Below are 18,267 nucleotides of genomic sequence, written 5' to 3'. Positions count from 1 at the left end.
TTTTTAAGTTTCCGCAAAGTTGCAGATTATTTGCAGAAAAAAGAGTAAACTTGTAAATAGAACGATCCGGACGACTGGTGCATCACAACAGTTGCAAGTATATTGCTGTTGCCGTTATTGAACTGTGAATTTTAAAGATCTGAGCGTGGCTTGTCAATCTCAAAAAGGATCTCAAAGTCAATCCCAACCCCCAAGGAGCCGAAATGACTTCCGTGGCTGGAAATTTCCCCTGGAGAGCGAAACCGTGTCACCAACCCCCCTAGAAATTCTGTGGACATTCGTTGCGTCTTTACCCCAGGCGGCGGTCGTCAGTCGGCTCGATGGCACTATCCTTTACTGTAACCCGGTTTGGCTCCACCTGGGACGGTGGAATCCTGATCGGGTGGTCGGGAATGCCGAATCTTCGCTCTACGGACGCCCCGAAGATTACCGGCGACTCCGCGATCGCTTCGGGGCGGGGGAGGCGGTGGAAAATGTGGAGGTGACGGTGAGACGGGGGAACGGCGACACGGTGTCGGTCCGAGTCACGATGCGATCGCTCCCCCTCGACCCGGAGCCCCTCGTCCTCAGTATTTTTACGGACACCGACACCGTTCCGGAACCCCGGACGCCCGGCCGCACCCGAACCTTGGAGAGCCACCAGGCCGCGGTGGCCCGGTTCGGACAGATCGCCCTCACCCTCCCGGACCCGGACACCCTGATCGAAGCGTCGGTGGCCCAAGTCACCCAAACTCTGAATGTCGATCGCTGTATGGTGTTGGAGTTACTCCCCAACCGCCAGGTGTTTTTGCTGCGCTCCGGCGTCGGCTGGCAACCCGGACTCGTCGGGAGCGCCCAAATCAGTGCCGGCCCGACATCCCAGGCGGGTTACACCCTGCGGCGGGCAGAGGCGGTGAAGGTCCGAGATCTGCGGGTGGAAACCCGATTTCCCGGCACGCCACTCCTGCACAACCACGGCATTGTCAGCGGCCTGAGCGTGGTCATTCCCGGCCCCCCCGGAGATCCTTCCAGCCCCTGGGGGGTGTTGAGCGTCCACACCCGCAGCCCCCGGGACTTCACCGCCGACGAGGTTCACTTCCTCGAAGCGATCGCCCACATCCTGGGCACGGCGATCGAGCGACACCGGGCCGACGAACGGCTCCGCCTGATGGAGCGGGCGATCGACGCGAGCCGCAACGGCATCATCATCACCGACGCCACCGCGCCGGATAACCCCGTCATCCTCGCCAATACGGGCTTCGAGCGGATGACGGGCTATTCCAAACAGGAGGTGATCGGCCAGAATTGCCGGTTTCTGCAGGGGGACCAGAGCGACCCCGAGACGATCGCGCGACTGCGGGAGGCGATCGAAGCGGGGAGGGAATGCCATATCGAAGTCAAAAATTATCGCCGGGACGGGAGCGCCTTCTGGAACGAACTCTCCATCTCCCCGGTATACAATAGCCAAGGGTTCCTCACCCACTTCATCGGCATCCAAACCGACATCAGCGATCGCAAACAATCCGAAGCCGCCCTGGTGTCAAAATCCGCAGCCCTGGCCAAGTTCAGCGACCAACTCAAGCAACTGCACCGCCTCACCACCCGCCTCTACCCCAGTTTGGAAGCCCGATTTCAAGATTACCTGCAAACCGGGTGCGAACTGCTGCAAATGCCCGTCGGTTTGATTGCCAGCGCGGACGGAGAAACCTATACCCTGCAATTTATCCACGCCGAGAAGAACATTTTAAAGCCCGGTCAAACCCTCCCCCCAGAAGAAACCTTCTGCATGGAACCCATCCGCGCCCAAACCACCATTCTCCAACTCCAAGCCGGCGGAAATTCCCGTCGGAAGCCCCAACAAGCCGACGGGTGCTTCCAACTCGAATCCTATATCGGAACGCCGATCTGGGTGGGCGATCGCATCTACGGTGTGTTGAGTTTCGCCTCGCCGCAACCCCGGACGACCCCATTTCAACCGCCGGATCGGGAGATCGTGGAACTGATGGCCCAGGGTTTGGGGAACTTCCTCGCCGCCCAGGAGATCGAACGGCAACGGCGGCGGACGGAAAAAGCCCTGCGGGAAAGCGAGGAACGCTACCGGATGTTGGTGGAACTGTGCCCCGACACCATCGCCATCCACTGCGATCGCCGTCTAGTGTATATCAACCCCGCCGGCGTCGAACTCCTCGGCGCCCAATCTTCCCAGGAGCTCATCGGCCGTTCCATTTACGATTTCGCCCATCCCGACTACATCAGGGCGATCGTCAAACGGCTCAAACGGATGGAACTTGACGGACGCCCCGCCCACCTCATGGAACAGCAACTGATCCGCCTGGACGGGCAAATTGTCGATGTGGAGATCGCCGGAATTCCCACCCGCTACGACGGACACGAAGCCGTCCAGATCATCATCCGCGACATCAGCGATCGCAAAAAAGCCGAAGCTCAACTGCTCCGAGCCGCCTACTACGACACCCTCACCCAATTGCCCAACCGCAGTTTGTTCAACCAAAAACTCGCCGAAGCCCTGCAAAAATCCAAACAGGACCCCGACTATCAATTCGCCGTCCTGTTCCTGGATCTGGATCGCTTCAAGGTCGTCAACGACAGTTTGGGCCACCTGGTCGGCGACAGTCTGCTCGTCGAAATTGCCCACCGACTGGAAGCCTGCGTGGGGGCCTCCCACAGCATCGCCCGACTGGGGGGGGACGAATTCACGATCCTGCTCGACGGGATTTCGAGTCCCCGCAAGGCGATGGAATGGGCCGAAAAAATTCACGGGGAACTCACCATGCCCTTTTATATCGAAGGTCACGAAATTTTTACCACCGCCAGCATCGGCATCGTCCCGAGTCGCGGACCGGCGACGGAGGCGGGGGAGAGTCCCAAAGATTACCACTGTCTGCTCTACAACAACCCGGAGGATTTCCTGCGGGATGCCGACATCGCCATGTACCACGCCAAAGAACAGGGAAAGGCGCGCTCGGAGGTGTTCGATTTGTCGATGCACACCCAAACCCTCGCCCTCCTGCAATTGGAAACCGACCTCAGACAGGCCGTGTTCGGATCTCGCAAACCCTCCGAAATGCCCGACCCGATGGCGAATTCCGACTCCGCGACTGTCGCCCTCGCCGCCGACGGGGTGACGGCCAACCGGTCTGCGCTCCCCGCCTTCTCCCCCCAACTCCCGGCCCTCAGCGATTTTGTCATCCACTACCAACCCATCGTCTCTCTGCTCACGGGCCGTATCGTCGGGTTTGAAGCCCTGGTGCGGTGGATGCACCCGAGACGGGGACTGGTTTCCCCCGTCGAATTTATCCCCGTTGCCGAGGAAACGGGACTGATCGTGCCTTTGGGGGCCTGGGTGTTGGAAGAGGCCTGCCACCAGCTCGCCAGTTGGCAAGATCAGCTCAAAAGTTGGAATTGGGAGCGGTATTCGGCTAGTTCCGACCTGACCGTCAGTGTCAATTTGTCCGGGAAGCAACTCAACCAACCCAATTTGATCGCGGAAATCGACGAGATTTTGGCGAAAACGGGCTGCGACCCCAAAAGTTTGAAACTTGAAATCACTGAAAGTATTCTCGTGGAAAATTTCCGCACTTCTCTGATCGCCTTGGCCCAGCTTAAAGCTCGGAACATTCACTTGGCGATCGACGATTTCGGTACGGGATATTCGTCTTTGAGTTATTTGCACCAATTCCCGTTGAAGAGTTTGAAAATCGATCGCTCCTTCGTGAGCCGACTCGATGAAAAATCCAGCGCCTACGTCGGGGAGTACAATCAGCCCCAGCAAATTATTAAGGCGATCGTTTCTCTGGCTCACAATCTGGGTTTGGAAGTGACGGCGGAGGGCATCGAAACTCGCAAACAGATGCAGTTCCTCCACCATCTCAGATGCGACTACGGCCAGGGGTATTTGTTCGCCAAACCCCTGCCCCCGGAAGAGGCTACCCAACTGCTGTTAAATTCCGCGATCGCACACAATCTGAAGAACAATTAACAATTAACAATTAACAATTAATAATTATGCCATCAACACGACTCCCGACTCCCGACTCCCGACTCCCGACTCCCGACTCCTGGCGATCGCAAATTGTTAAATTTTGTTAAATTTGTCGCTGCGGCGACGAATTGGGTTGACAACACGGGGGCGGCGGGGTAGGATATTGACATACTCCCCCATAATGGGAGTGGTTGAAAAAATATTATTTTTAGCACCACTCCCATTATCCCATAATATACCTCAAATCTTTTCAAAACACAAGCGTTTCCCCAAAAAAAATCGCCGCCGCCGCATCCAAAAAATTAAAAAAAATCAATTGAGAGCTCACCCGACAGGGCAAAATAAGAGCGAGGACACTGAGGAAACAACTCGATGCAACTGATTTTGTATAGCAAACCGGACTGCCACCTGTGCGAGGGGTTGCAGGAGAAACTAGAAGAAATTCAGGCGGACGGGGAGAGTTCCTGTCGGTTTGACCTGGAAATTCGCGATATCACCACCCGGGACGAGTGGTTTCGCGCCTACCAATACGAAGTCCCCGTGCTCCACAAGCAGCGGGATGCCACGTCCGCCGAAGAACCGATTCCCCGGCCATCCCCCCGGATTTCGGCCAAACAGTTGGAACATATGTTACAGAAACATTTGTGAAAATTTGATTAAGAATGAATTCACATCTCGAATTGTGAGGAGTTGCTGACGTTGAAACTCAAAGAATTACTCGACCCCAATTTGTTGCCCCCCGAGTCCCACCCCGCCCTGGAGGTGGAAGTCACCGGTTTGGCGACCAATTCCCACGCCTGCAAACCGGGCGACCTGTTTTTGGGGATGCCGGGAACCCGGGTGGACGGGGGTGATTTCTGGCCCGGTGCGATCGCATCCGGTGCGGTGGCGGCGATTATATCGGAGTCCGCCTTCGAGAAAACGCCACCCCAAGGCGAGGGTGGGGAGGTTCCCTGGGTGATTCCCGCCGCGGACATGATCCGAACTTGTGCCGAAATTGCCACGGCATTTTACAACCATCCCGCCGGCACCCTCAAGTTGGCGGGGGTGACGGGGACCAACGGCAAAACCACCACCACCCACCTGATCGAATTTCTCCTGGCTAATGCCCAAAAACCGACGGCTTTGTTGGGGACCCTCTACACCCGCTGGCCGGGGTTTCAGGAAGTGGCCGTGCACACCACCCCCTTCGCCGTGGAGCTCCAACAGCAGTTGGCGGATGCGGTGGCGGCGGGGTGCGAGTTCGGGGTGATGGAGGTCAGTTCCCACGCCCTGCACCAGGGGCGGGTTTTGGGCTGTCCGTTCCAAGTGGCGGTGTTCACGAATTTGACCCAGGACCACCTAGACTATCATCCGACGATGGAGGATTATTTCGAGGCGAAGGCCCTGCTGTTTAATCAAGATTACCTGCAAGGCAAGGCGGTGATTAATGCGGATGATGCCTACGGACGGCGGTTGATGGAACGGTTGGAGAGCGATCGCGTTTGGAGTTACAGTATCGATAACTCGACGGCTGATCTGTGGGCGTCCGATCTGGTTTACGGACCGACGGGGGTGAAGGGGGTTTTGCACACTCCGGCGGGAGAGGCGGAATTTAGTTTGCCTCTGGTGGGTCAGTATAACCTCTCTAACCTGCTGGCGGCTGTGGGGGCGGGTTTGGCCCTGGGCTTGGATTTGGCGGGGATGGCGACTTGTTTGCCTTCATTTCCGGGGGTTCCGGGGCGGATGGAACGGGTGCAGATTGCCCCGGATCAGGAAATTAGCGTTATCGTGGATTATGCCCACACGCCGGATAGTTTGGAGAATCTGTTGAAGGCGTCCCGTCCGTTCATTCCGGGTCGGATGATCTGCGTGTTCGGCTGCGGGGGCGATCGCGATCGCACCAAACGCCCGAAAATGGGGAAAATTGCCGCCGAACTGGCTGACGTGGCGGTGGTGACGTCGGACAATCCCCGCACGGAAGATGCCGATCGCATTTTGGCGGATATTCTCGCCGGAATTCCCCCGGAAGTGAAACCGATTGTGATCGGCGATCGGGCCGAGGCGATCCGCACTGCTATTTTAGAAGCAAAACCGGGTGACGGGGTGTTGATCGCCGGGAAAGGTCACGAAGATTATCAAATTCTCGGGACTGAAAAGGTGCACTTCGACGATCGCGAACAGGCGCGAAAAGCCCTGGGCGATAAATACTGTCGGGTGTAGATTTTCTGTCGGGGTGGGGACGGGAAGATCGAGGTCAAATTCGGATATTTTTTCCCAACCCGCCCCGATAATTTATAGCAGTGCGCGATCGTGTCGTTACCAGCTCTAGAAACGGGAGTAGGGAGTCGGGAGCCCTTGAAAACTCAAAGCCCCTCTGAATCGAGGTTTTGAAATTTTTTTGGTCTCCTCGATTTGTAAACACACGAGCGCGCACTGCTATATCACAGCAACCGAAGTGACGGACAAAATATCAATCCATTCAATATTATTAATTTCAGGGACGTTAATTCCTTGCAACTTTCCAGCTTCTACTTCTTGAAACACTGCGGTTGGAGTTTTAACTGTGCCATATAATTTTTGCAGTAATTGCAAGTGTCCGACTTGATGAAGATTAGGATACATAATAACCGACGGTTTAAGCTTTTCCAGCCGAGTGCTTTTTGAAATGCGGGGAAAGGAGAAGGAGCGATCGCCCAAATCTGTAGGGGCGCAAGGCTTGCGCCCGATATGATATTCTCACCTTGAGAAACGCGATAGGTGCGCTATCGCGGATCGCAATTTTCCAGCGCCACCCCGGAACAGGTCCGCTTCATCAACCCAGTGAGCACCTTACCCGGCCCGACTTCGATCGCCTTTTCCACGCCTTCTTCGGGCAGTTGCAGGCAGATTTCCCGCCAGCGCACCGAACCCGTCATCTGTTTGACGAGGCGCTGTTTCAGCGTCGCCGCATCTGTGGCGGGGGTGGGGTCTACATTGGAGAGCACGGGAACCTTCGCCGCCGCGAACTCGACGGACTCCAAAACTTGCTCGAATTCCGCCGCCGCCGGGGCCATCAGGGGGGAGTGGAAGGCGCCGGAAACATTCAGTTTCACCACCCGCTTCGCCTTGACGTTGGCGATGAGGGTATCGACGGCCTCCGGCGTCCCCGAGATCACCACCTGGGCGGAACTGTTGTCGTTGGCGAGGACGACATTTTCGGTTTCTTGCAATTGCGCGTGCAGTTGTTCGGCGTTGAAGCCAATCAGGGCGGCCATCTGTCCTCCGGCGGCAGCGTCCATCAATTCAGCGCGGCGCTTGACGAGTCGCAACCCGGCTTCAAAATCGAACACTTCGGCGGCGTAGAGGGCGACGTATTCCCCCAAACTGTGGCCGGCGACGATATCGGGGGACTGGCCTTGGGATTTGAGGGCATCCACCAGGAGGCTTTCCACCACATAGAGACAGGGTTGGGTGTAGAGGGTGCGGGAGAGTTTGTCTTCGTCACTCTGGCACAACTGGGGGACGGACCAGCCGAGGATTTCGGTGGCCCGGTCTAACTTGGCTTTGGCCGGGGGTAAATCGAACAAGTCTGCGCCCATGCCGACGGCTTGGGAGCCCTGGCCGGGAAATACCCATGCTGTTTTAGTCATTTGTGTCTCAAAAAATGCTGCAATGCAGGAAGAAGAGAAGGCAATCGTCAAGAGGCAACAGGCAATAGGGAGAAATAGATTTCACGGTCTGGGGTTGAGATGCGATCGCAATTCCCGACTCCCTAATACCGCCTCAAATTACCGCCCCCATTCAAAGATGGCGGCGCCCCAAGTCAAACCGGCTCCAAATCCTGCGGTGGCGATTGTATCACCCGATCGCACCTTTCCGGATCGCACCGCTTCATCCAGGGCGAGGGGGACGGAGGCGGCGGAGGTGTTGCCGTATTCGGCCAGGTTGCTGATCACTTTCTCCGGGGGGATTTTCAGCCGTCCGGCCACCGCGTCCAGAATGCGCTGGTTGGCTTGGTGGAGGATGAGCCAGTCAACTTGGTCGGCGGTGCGATCGGCGCGAAACAGGGCTTTTTCGACGACTTCCGGGACTTTTTTGACGGCGAACCGGTAGATGTCCTGGCCGTTCATGGTGATGGGGTGAAACCTGCCCTGGCCGATGGTGACATCCGGTGTCAGGGTCTTGGGTTCGGGTTGATAGGCCAGATTCAGGGAACTATTTTGGCTGCCGTCGCTTTTGAGTTCAAATCCCAACAGGCGATCGCGATCGCTCCCCTGCAGCACCACCGCCCCGGCCCCATCTCCGAATAAAATACAGGTGCGGCGATCGGACCAGTCCACCCAGCGGGAGAGGATGTCCGCCCCCACTAACAAGACATTTTGATAGACTCCGGTGCGGATAAACTGGCCGGCCGTCACCAGGCCGAACACGAACCCGGAACAGGCTGCCGTCAGGTCGAAGGCCACCGCCCGGGTGGCGCCGATGCGGGCTTGGATTTGGCTGGCACTGCCAAACAGGTCGTCGGCCGTGGAGGTGGCCAGGATAATCAGGTCGAGGTCGCCCGGGTCGAGGCCGGCCATCGCGATCGCCTGGAGGGATGCCTCCGCGGCTACCTGGCCGAGTGTCACCTCCGGAGACGCCAAGTGTCGGCGGCGGATGCCGGTGCGGGAGGTAATCCAGTCATCCGACGTCTCGACGAGTTGGGACAATCCGTGGTTGTCCAGCGAAAGGGACGGAACTGCCGATCCGCTACCTGTAATCGCAATGCCTGTGGTTGTCATGTAACTTGATATCAATTTTTTGGAATCTCAATGGGGGCGATAGAGTTATCTTCCCACATCCCTGGGGTGCGGCCCGATGCGCCAGCCCCGACACCGGGAGCGTCTCAACTCACGGTTTCCGACTCCGGGCTGTTCGCCACCCGTTCTTGGTGCTTCTGATACTGGCGGTCGATGCGATCGATCACGTCGTTGTTGACCGCATCCCGGGCCATGCGGATGGCATTGCAGATGGTCGGGGCTTTGGAGGAACCGTGGCTGATGATGCAAATTCCCGCCACCCCCAACAGCAAGGCGCCGCCGTGTTCGACGTGATCGACCCGCTGCTTGAACCGCTTCAGACTGGGCATCAGCAGGGCCGCCCCCAGTTTCGCCTGCAGGCCGGAAGACAATTCTTCCCGCAGCAATTGTAAGACCACCTCCCCCACCCCTTCGGCAAATTTCAACAGTACATTGCCGACGAAGCCATCGCAGACCACCACATCAAATTTTCCGGTCAGCACATCCCGCCCCTCGGCATTTCCGGCGAAGGAGATCAGGGAATTTTCTTGCAGCATCTGGTGAGTCCGCACGGCCTGGTCATTGCCTTTGGTGGGTTCTTCCCCGATGTTGAGAAGTCCGACCTGGGGATTTTCGATGCCGAGGACGTAGCGGCTGTAAATCGTCCCCATGACGGCGAACTGCTCCAGAAATTTGGGACGGCAATCCACGTTCGCCCCCACGTCCAAGATCAGGACGGGGGAGGAGGGGAGCATCGTCGGCAGGACGGCGCCGATGGCGGGGCGATCGATCCCGCGAATTCGCCCCACCCGCAGCAGAGCTGCGGCCATCGCCGCCCCGGAGTGGCCGGCCGACACGACGGCATCGGCTTTTTTTTCTTTCACCAAATTCATGGCAACATTGATAGAGGCCTTGGGTTTGCGCTTGAGCGCCCCGAGTGCCTCTTCGTGCATTTCGATCGCCCCTTCGGCGGGGACAATTTCCGGAGTTGGCGAGCCGGTGTGGTGATGCTTGAGGGTGGCTTCGATCGCCTGGGGATCTCCCACCAGTACGACGTCCACCCCAAATTTTTCCCGTGCCATCAGCGCTCCGGCAACTACTTCGGCGGGGGCATGATCCCCACCCATAGCGTCAATTGCAATTCGTGCGCGAGTTAAGCCCATTGACCAAAGTTAGAGAAACCTTCAAAATTTTACCGGAAAATTGGGTCTAAAGCCTCGCCCCTTCGACTCGGCTCAGGGCAAGCCTTCGACTCGGCTCAGGGCAAGCCTTCGACTCGGCTCAGGGCAAGCCTTTGAGGGCGACTTGATTTTTCAACATCTGCTAGAATTAAAAAAACAGCATTCTTTTTTAAGAGCGGCTCTCCGGATGTTCAATCTCACCTACTCGTATCGGCTCCAACTCAATCGGCAACAGGAACAGACCTATTCCGAGTGGTTGGAAACCTCTCGCCCGGTCTGGAACTTTGCTTTAGCCGAACGGAAAGATTGGTATCGCTCCCGGAGTTGCCCGATCAACACCTGTTCCCTGCACTCGGAGTATATCATCCCGGCGGATGCACCCCGCCCGACATTTGCCCGCCAGTGCAAGGCCTTGACGAGCGCCCGCCAACAGAACCCGTTTCTGCAACGGGCCCACTCTCAAATGTTGCAGCAAGTTCTGCGACGGATGGAAAAAGCCTTCGTGTCCATGTGGGAAAGCGGTCACGGTTTCCCCCGGTTCAAAAAACCCGGAAGGATGCGATCGCTACTATTCCCCCAACTCGGGAAAGATCCCATTCAGGGCAACCGGGTCAAACTGCCCGGGGTGGGATTGGTGAAAATGCGGATGTCCCGCCCGATTCCCGATGGGTTTGTCGTCAAACAAGCCCAGGTGGTGAAAAAAGCGTCGGGGTGGTATGTGTTGCTCACCCTTCAATGTGATGTCGATTGTCCTGATATCATACCCCACGGGGAAGCCTTGGGAATCGATGTCGGACTGAGTCATTATCTGGCCACATCGGCGGGTGAAATCGTGCCAAGACCCCGTTTTTTCGGAACACTCCAACGCCAGCTGCGATCGCTGCAACAAAGAGCGTCCCGAAAGAAGAAAGGGTCGAACAACTGGCGTAAAGCTCATCTTAAAGTGGCCAGATTGCACGAACACATCCGCAATACCAGGCGGGATTTCTTCTGGAAACTGGCTCACCGCCTCTGCGACGGGGTGGGGATGATATTCGCCGAAAACCTCAATTTCAAGGCGTGGGCGCGGGGAATGTTTTCCAAGCACACCCTCGACGCGGCTCACGGCGAATTTCTGCACATCCTGAAGTGGGTTTGTTGGAAGCGGGGGGTTTTCTATGCCGAAGTGAAACCCGACGGGACTTCTCAGACCTGCCCCAACTGTGGGATTCACACGGGTAAAAAAGAGCTTTCGGTCCGCGTCCACGATTGCCCCGAGTGTGGCTACCGCACCGACCGCGACGTAGCCGCGGCCCAGGCGATCGTGAAGCGAGGACTTGCAGCCGTGGGACACACGGTGAAGATGCTTGGCGAGGGGTTAAGTGGCCGCTCCCCGAGGACCCAAGAATCCCCGTCCCTTTAGGGCGGGGAGTGTCAACCATTGCCCATGTCCCAACCCTGCGTATCGTATTGGAGGAAAGTGTCTTGGAGGAAAGTGTCGCGCCATGTTAGATGTGTTTAGTTCCGGGATGATGTCCGTATGGTTGGAAATGGCCGGGGTCGATCGGGATCGATTCAATGCGACGACCCGGCAGTTTTGGGAAGGGGGACTCTCGGAGGTGCTCTGGCTCGATCGCCCTGACCCGGTGGCGGAGGCGATCGTCGAGGAGTACCTGAATCGCTTGGCCCGCCGGGGGTTGTCGTCCCAGGTGCAGGGGGTTTGGATTCAGGGGGGGCCGTTTGCCCTGGCCGGCAACGTCGGGGAAACGCCCCTGCCGGCGGCTTCGATTACCAAGGTCGCCACGTCTCTGGCGGCTTTGCAAACCTGGACGCCGGACTACCAGTTTGAAACCCTGGTCGCGGCTACCGGACCGGTGGAAAATGGGGTGCTGCGGGGGGATCTGGTGATTGTCGGGGGCGACAACCCGTTTTTTGTCTGGGAGGAGGCGTTTACCCTGGGAAATGCCCTCAATCAAATGGGCATCCGGCAGGTGGCGGGGAATTTGGCGATCGCGGGCAATTTCTCGATGAACTACGAATCGGACCCCCAGGTGGCGGGAAATTTCCTCCGCCAAGCCCTGGATTCGAGCCAGTGGACGGCCGAGGCCGAAGATCAATACGCCCGTCTGGCGTCGGGGTTGCCCAAACCCCAGGTGGAAATTGCCGGGTCCGTCACGGCGACCGCGCCCCCGCAAAATTTGCCACCTTTAATCCGCCACAAATCCCTCCCCCTGGCGGAGATTATCAAACAGATGAATATCTACAGCAACAATCCCATGTCGGAGATGTTGGCCCAAAGCGTGGGGGGGGCGGTGGTGGTCCGCCAAAAAGCGGCGGCGGCGGCGGGGGTCCCGGTGGAAGAAATTCGCCTGATCAATGGTTCCGGTTTGGGCCACGAAAATCAAATCTCCCCCCGGGCGGCAACGGCGATGTTTGCGGCTTTAGATCGCTACCTGCGGGATACGGATTTGACGGTGGCGGATCTGTTCCCGGTGTCGGGGCGGGATCTCGGGACCCTGGAATTTCGCAATATCCCCAAATCTTCGGCGGTGAAAACGGGGAGTCTGTTTGATGTCAGTGCCCTGGCGGGGGCGTTGCCGACTCGCGATCGCGGCGTGGTCTGGTTCGCCATCATCAACCGCGGCACGGGCTTGGACGGCCTGCGGGACGAGCAAGATTGGCTGCTGCAACAACTGGTGAATCAGTGGGGAACGCCGGAAATTTTGCCCGTCGCCCTACAAACCCACATCGACGGCCGCCGTCCGGCATTGGGAGATCCCCGGCGGATCGAGATCATTGATAATTGACAATTGATAATTGATCATTTTCAATTGTCTATCCCACTCTCATAGGAGATCATAATTGAGATGAAAAAACAATGGTTAATTGTTAATTGTTAATGGGATATTATCAGGAACGCGATCGCCAGATTACGAATTACCGGATGTTTCGGTTGGGGGGGACGGGGTTATCGTTTCGCGGGCCGTCCCCGAAAACGTCGGATTCCGGGGCCTATTTTACCTGTTTGGGGGCGGCCCAGACGTTCGGGTGTTTCTGCGATCGCCCCTATCCCACGCTGCTGGAAAGTGGGTTGGATTTGCCCGTTTTGAATTTGGGATACGGCGGGGCGGGTCCGGCTTTTTTTCTGAAACATTCCGCCCTGATTGATTATATCAATCGGAGCCGGTTCGCGATCGTGCAGGTGATGTCCGGCCGCAGCGAGAGCAATTCCTTGTTTGAAACCGGGGGGTTGGAGTATTTGAAGTGGCGGTCCGACGGCCGGCAGATGGGCTCGGAACCGGCCTATCAGGAGTTGTTGGAAACCCGCGATCGCGATTTTGTCCGCATGGTGGTGGCGGAAACCCGCCGCAATTGGGTGACAAACTATCAATTATTATTGACCGAAATTCGAGTCCCAAAAATTCTGTTTTGGTTTTCCGAGCGGGGGCCGGATTATCACGAAACCTTCGACAATATTTATTGTTTGTTTGGCAAGTTTCCCCACTTAATCAATCGGGATGCTATCGCCAAAATTAAACCCTTTTGCGACGATTATATCGAGTGTATTTCCGACCGGGGAATGCCCCAGCTACTCATCGACCGATTCACCGGCGATCCCACCCCCCTCAATTTGGCTTATCAGCGCCCGGATTTGGGGGATAAAACCTCTTTTTACAACAATTATTACTGTGCCCCGGAAATGCAGCGAGATGCGGCGAAAAGCCTGATATCAGCCTGTAAAAAGTATGTGTAGTTGGGGCGACAGCAATTCGGGTCATTCGGAAAATTTGACCCCGGAGACACGGGGGACAGGGAGCGATTATATCGCCAACCTCTCTTGTTACAGCAAATCCCCATCGGGCTTTAGGGCGATCGCCTCCTGCCAATTTTGTTGCATCATCTGGGTGGTGGTTTGTTGGTGGAGACGCAGGACTTCGGGGTTGAAATTGGGGGCAGGTGACATTTGAAAAACGGCGGGGATGGTGTAGGATTGTACGATATATATATGAGATGATTCTGGCCTGGGCGATCGCCGCTCATTCCCAATCAAATTTTCGCCCCAAAAATTCCTCCAACTTCTGATTGTGGGGGCGGAAAAATTCGGCAAGGGATTGGCGGATGCTTTCGGGTATTTTAGAATAAGAACCCGCCGTATATCGAGGGTATTCGGGTAGGGGATGATCCGGAAGTTCCAAAAACTCGAAGACTTGTTTTAACGTCTCCTGGGGGTGGGCGTACAAATCCTCGCTTTTGAGGATCAACATCTGTTCGGCGGGAAAGCGACTCATCCATTTTTCGAGAAAATAGACGTACATTCCCCGCAACAAATAACCGTATTGAGTCATCCAAAATTGGCGTTCCGCCAGGGTGAGATCGTCTAAAGTATCGATAATGGCAATTTCGTCGGCGATCGCCTGTTCGAGGCTGCGGTGTTCTCTCCCCATCCAATTGACGTGATCTTGGTATTGGGAAAACGCGCGATCGACGGGATTTCGGAGGATAAAAATGAGGCGGACATCGGGGAACGCTTCGTACAGGCGATCGCACACCCTGCCGTCCACCATGTAACTGGGACTGGCTTCCCCCGTGATAAAATTGCCCCCCTCGGGAAGGGGCGGAAAGTGGGAAATATACCAATCCAAACCCCGGTAATATTGCCAGATAAAGAAATCGACTTCTTTATGAAGGTTGGGAATAACTCGGGGATGGTGGCAGAGATATTCGTAAAGGGATGTCGTCCCGCCTTTTTGGGTCCCCAAAATCAGAAAATTTGGCTTTTTTACGGATGCCGATTCCCAGTGATTTTGGAAAAAGTCTGGGCGGAGAGATTTTGTTTTTTGCAGCATCCCTTCTTGGTAAATCGAAATCGCCTCTTCTTTGCGATTAATTTGGGTGAGTAAATCGCCGTAATTGATGTAGGGTTCGGGACAGTCCGGTTCCGCAGAAATTGCCCGTTTGTAACCGTCCGCGATCGCCTCGATTTGTTCGGGTTTGAGTTGGACAAAGCTGTAAGTTCGCATATGCCGCAACTTCAAATAAGCCGTCTGTTCGTCCGGTTGGACTCGGATCGCGTCCAGATAGGCGGCAATTGCCCCGTCAATATTGTGATTTTGCAGCAGGGCATCTCCGAGGCGAATGTGGGCTTCGGGAATCTCACCGTCGATGCCGATCGCCTGCCGATAAGCCGCGATCGCATCGTCAATTTTACCCTGTTTGAACAGGCAGTAACCCAAGTGGTTGTAAGACCAAAAACAGTCCGGATTGAGGGCGATCGCCCGGTTGAATTCATCCGCCGCCTCCTGCCACTTTCGCTGTTTTAACAATGCCAAACCCAGGCCGTAGTATCCCCAAGAATAATCGGGGCGATCGGCAATAGTCTGTTGGTAAATGGCGATGGCATCTTCGTAGTTTCCGCTCAATAAAGCAGCTTCCGCACCGCCGTTTTCTCTGGCTAAAATATCGGCGATCCGCTGGTGGGCTTCCGGCCGTCCGGGGTCGATCGCGATCGCTTCCCGGTACGCCGCGATCGCCTCTTCCCGACGTTCTCGTTTTAACAGTAAATCCCCCAAATGAAAGTTTGACCAATAGAAATTGGGGTTCAATTCGATGTCTTTTTGATAGGCTGCGATCGCCTCTTCCTCCCGCCCCACGCGGGCTAAAATTCCCGCCAGGTGGTCGTAAGCCCAGGAAAACTCGGGGTTCAATTCGATCGCCTTCTGATAGGCTGCGATCGCCTCTTCGTTTCGATTTTGGGCGGCGAGAGCTTTTCCCAAACCGACGTGATAGATAAAGACATCTGGCTCAGATTTTACCGCATTTTGATAGGCAGAAATCGCCGATTCTAATTGATTGTTTTGACTGTAAATTTCGCCGAGCTTGTAGTGGGTCGAAGCCCATTTCGGATCGGTGGCGATCGCCCTTTCATAAACAGAAATGGCGGCATCAGTTTGACCGTTCTCAGAAAAGGTATCCCCGACGAGCAAACACAACTCCAGGGGGACAGAATCGAGGGTTTTGCCCAGTTTTTCGGCGATGGAAATGGGGCGATCGAGATAAGACCAAATCCCCGCCAAGTTATTGTAAGCCGGAGTCAAATCCGGGTCGAGTTGCAGGGCTTCCCAATAACAATCCGCCGCCCGATCCCACTGCTGGCGTTTGACAAATAAGTTGCCCAAATACAGGTAAACTTGGGGCTGATTTGTATCCAAAGATAGGCCGCGTTCGTAATACTGCTGGGCGGTGTCTAATTCTCCGAGAATTTGGTGAGTATCTCCCAAGGTTTGATAGGCCGGGGCAAAATTGGGATCGCGTTGCAGAATGTCGCGACAGATAGCGATCGCCTCCGGATATCGTTTTTGGCTGAAAAACTGTCGGGCGCGTTCGTGGGTGGTGGAGAGGTCGAAATTATCGGAAGCCGGCATTCGTAATTTCGTTTTTTATCCTAAAATTTACAGAGAATTTTCGCTCTTAGCTCGGGTGTTTCTGACAATTTAGGCGATCGCCCCCCGAGCTGTCAATCCCATTGAAATTATATCGTCGTCGCCCCACGTTCCAAATTGGCTTTGACCCGTTCCAAAAATGTCCGCGATCGCTCCAGATCGGCCTCGGCCCGCCGCAATTTGTCGGGGAGATCGGCTTCGGACAATTCGGGAGAATCGGCATCAGACAACCGAAGCCGCCCGAAAATCAGGGCGGTGTCATCCCGCAAAACGGCCTGCAGGGTCAATTCTTCCTCGCCGGACACTTCCCCCAAATTGACAGTTCCCTTGAAGCCACAAACCCCCGCCGTCGGGCGATCGGGGTAGACGGCAGCGACATCGGGCCGGGGGTCGCTGACGGAAATTGTCCGCAAAATGCGATCGCCCCGAATCACTTCCACCGCGATGGCCGGGGCGTTTTTCCCCAACACCCAACCCGCCATTTCCACTTCGGCGGCGTTGACTCGACTTCCCCCCTGGGGGCGATCGATGCAAAACTCCACCAGCCCTTCGCAGTCGGAGGCGGGAGTCCGGACGACTTCCAGAATTTCAACCCAGTTACTTGCAGTCATCGGCAAAATTGCGGAATGCAATGTATCAATTTCGGATATTCTTTCTACTTTACTCCATTCTGTCCCGCTGCGCCTCCACCATCATCCGCACCACATCCGGCATTTTAAATTTAGCCTCCCATCCCAACTTTTGTTTTGCTTTGGCGGGGTTCGCCCGTCCGACGGCGATATCCGTGGGGCGGTAGAGACTTTTGTCGGTTTCCACGCAATCTTCCCAATTCAAACCGACGCACTCGAAGGCCGTTTTGACGAAATCCTGCAAAGAAGACGTTTCCCCCGTGGCGATCGCGTAATCCTCCGCCTCCTCCTGCTGCAACATCAAATACATTGCCTCCACATACTCGGGCGCCCACCCCCAATCTCGCCGGACGGAAATATCGCCCAAATACAATTTATCCTCAGTTCCCGCCGCGATCGCGCAGGCCCCCCGGACGATTTTTTGGGTCACGAATCGGGACGGCCGCAGGGGGGATTCGTGGTTGAATAAAATACCGGAACAGGCGAACAAACCGTAGGCTTCCCGATAATTTGCCACCTCCCAAAAGGCGGCAGATTTGGCGACGGCGTAGGGACTCCGAGGCCGAAACGGGGTATTTTCATCGGCCGGATCGCCGTGGGTGTCGCCAAAACATTCGCTCGAACCGGCATTGTAAAATTTAATTTTGGCGCCGGTAAACCGGATCGCTTCGAGTAGATTGAGAGTTCCCCGCGCGATACTATCCAAGGTTTCGACGGGTTGTTCAAAGGACAACCCCACCGAACTTTGACCCGCCAAATTGTACACCTCATCCGGCTTGACTTGGGTGAGCACTTGGAGGACGCTGCGAAAGTCCGTTAGGGACATGGACTGCAATTTCACGCGGTCATAAATTCCCAGCCGTTTCAAATTACCAAAGGATGACATTTGGGCATCCCGAGACGTGCCGCAGACGGCGTACCCTTTGTTCAGCAACAACTCGGCGAGGTAAGCCCCATCCTGTCCCGATATTCCGCAAATTAACGCTGTTTTCATGGCGATCGCTCCCTCCAATCAGACTCAACGAACCCGCACCCCAAAGTTACAGCAGTTTTCGATGCTATGAGGTACATTTTGATCCCCCATTATCCCCCTTCGATCCCCCCCAGCCCCCATCCCCCCCAGCCCCCATCCCCCCCAGCCCCCCTTTGAAAGGGGGGAGAAAGGGGGGAGAAAGGGGGGAGAAAGGGGGGAGAAAGGGGGGAGCCAGAGGAGGCAACGCTAGAAACTTCAACGGGGACTTTCTGGTTCCCCCCTTTCCAAGGGGGGTTAGGGGGGATCTTTTCCATCTGTGTCTCATTACCGCGCAAAGTGCTGTA

14 protein-coding genes are annotated in these 18,267 nt (G+C 56.1%); 6 read left to right on the top strand and 8 right to left on the bottom strand.

Features of this window, described 5'->3' with window-relative positions:
- Positions 1 to 145: 145 nt before the first annotated feature.
- The 3 genes from AC0QHF_RS19520 to AC0QHF_RS19510 all read left to right on the top strand — a co-directional run bounded on the left by AC0QHF_RS19520 (position 146) and on the right by AC0QHF_RS19510 (position 6,184).
- On the top strand, positions 146 to 3,979 hold the full coding sequence (locus AC0QHF_RS19520; RefSeq protein WP_375341443.1) for an EAL domain-containing protein: 3,834 nt from the start codon (positions 146 to 148) through the stop codon (positions 3,977 to 3,979).
- Between the two features lie 375 nt (positions 3,980 to 4,354).
- A complete protein-coding gene (locus tag AC0QHF_RS19515; RefSeq protein ID WP_324705909.1) occupies positions 4,355 to 4,630 on the top strand; it encodes a glutaredoxin family protein in 276 nt (91 codons plus the stop codon).
- Between the two features lie 51 nt (positions 4,631 to 4,681).
- Positions 4,682 to 6,184, top strand: coding sequence for a UDP-N-acetylmuramoyl-L-alanyl-D-glutamate--2,6-diaminopimelate ligase (locus tag AC0QHF_RS19510; protein ID WP_324705908.1), 1,503 nt, complete (start codon positions 4,682 to 4,684; stop codon positions 6,182 to 6,184).
- 216 nt (positions 6,185 to 6,400) lie between these two features.
- Here the strand turns inward: AC0QHF_RS19510 and AC0QHF_RS19505 are convergent, their stop codons facing one another.
- From AC0QHF_RS19505 to plsX, 4 genes are all read right to left on the bottom strand, one after another.
- Positions 6,401 to 6,586 carry a PIN domain-containing protein gene (locus tag AC0QHF_RS19505; RefSeq protein ID WP_473113735.1) on the bottom strand — a complete coding sequence of 62 codons (186 nt, stop codon included), beginning with the start codon at positions 6,584 to 6,586 and terminating at the stop codon, positions 6,401 to 6,403.
- 140 nt (positions 6,587 to 6,726) lie between these two features.
- Positions 6,727 to 7,593: an ACP S-malonyltransferase gene (fabD, locus tag AC0QHF_RS19500; RefSeq protein WP_324705906.1), complete on the bottom strand. Its 867-nt coding sequence runs from the start codon at positions 7,591 to 7,593 to the stop codon at positions 6,727 to 6,729.
- Positions 7,594 to 7,731: 138 nt separating this feature from the next.
- Complete coding sequence (locus tag AC0QHF_RS19495; RefSeq protein WP_324705905.1) at positions 7,732 to 8,724, bottom strand: beta-ketoacyl-ACP synthase III; 993 nt, start codon at positions 8,722 to 8,724, stop codon at positions 7,732 to 7,734.
- Positions 8,725 to 8,828: 104 nt separating this feature from the next.
- A complete protein-coding gene (gene plsX, locus AC0QHF_RS19490) occupies positions 8,829 to 9,884 on the bottom strand; it encodes a phosphate acyltransferase PlsX (protein WP_324705904.1) in 1,056 nt (351 codons plus the stop codon).
- Between the two features lie 205 nt (positions 9,885 to 10,089).
- On the opposite strand from plsX, the gene AC0QHF_RS19485 reads away from it, so the two are divergent.
- The 3 genes from AC0QHF_RS19485 (at position 10,090) to AC0QHF_RS19475 (ending at position 13,635) form a co-directional block, all read left to right on the top strand.
- A complete protein-coding gene (locus AC0QHF_RS19485; RefSeq protein ID WP_324705903.1) occupies positions 10,090 to 11,304 on the top strand; it encodes an RNA-guided endonuclease InsQ/TnpB family protein in 1,215 nt (404 codons plus the stop codon).
- A gap of 82 nt (positions 11,305 to 11,386) precedes the next feature.
- A complete protein-coding gene (locus AC0QHF_RS19480; protein ID WP_324705902.1) occupies positions 11,387 to 12,688 on the top strand; it encodes a D-alanyl-D-alanine carboxypeptidase in 1,302 nt (433 codons plus the stop codon).
- Between the two features lie 92 nt (positions 12,689 to 12,780).
- Positions 12,781 to 13,635, top strand: a complete 855-nt coding sequence (locus tag AC0QHF_RS19475) for a DUF6473 family protein (RefSeq protein ID WP_324705901.1) — start codon at positions 12,781 to 12,783, stop codon at positions 13,633 to 13,635.
- A gap of 87 nt (positions 13,636 to 13,722) precedes the next feature.
- Here the strand turns inward: AC0QHF_RS19475 and AC0QHF_RS19470 are convergent, their stop codons facing one another.
- The 4 genes from AC0QHF_RS19470 to AC0QHF_RS19455 form a co-directional block, all read right to left on the bottom strand.
- Entirely contained in the window at positions 13,723 to 13,845 is a 123-nt protein-coding gene (locus AC0QHF_RS19470) for a hypothetical protein (protein ID WP_324705900.1), read from the bottom strand.
- A gap of 73 nt (positions 13,846 to 13,918) precedes the next feature.
- Complete coding sequence (locus AC0QHF_RS19465) at positions 13,919 to 16,303, bottom strand: tetratricopeptide repeat-containing sulfotransferase family protein (RefSeq protein WP_324705899.1); 2,385 nt, start codon at positions 16,301 to 16,303, stop codon at positions 13,919 to 13,921.
- A 107-nt stretch (positions 16,304 to 16,410) separates the two neighbouring features.
- Positions 16,411 to 16,932: a sulfotransferase gene (locus AC0QHF_RS19460; protein ID WP_324705898.1), complete on the bottom strand. Its 522-nt coding sequence runs from the start codon at positions 16,930 to 16,932 to the stop codon at positions 16,411 to 16,413.
- Positions 16,933 to 16,981: 49 nt separating this feature from the next.
- On the bottom strand, positions 16,982 to 17,944 hold the full coding sequence (locus AC0QHF_RS19455) for a GDP-mannose 4,6-dehydratase (protein ID WP_324705897.1): 963 nt from the start codon (positions 17,942 to 17,944) through the stop codon (positions 16,982 to 16,984).
- Positions 17,945 to 18,267: the final 323 nt, after the last annotated feature.

Source organism: Lyngbya sp. CCY1209 (assembly GCF_055795065.1).
Note: the sequence above shows the minus strand (reverse complement) of the source record. Positions and strands in the feature narration are given on the sequence as shown.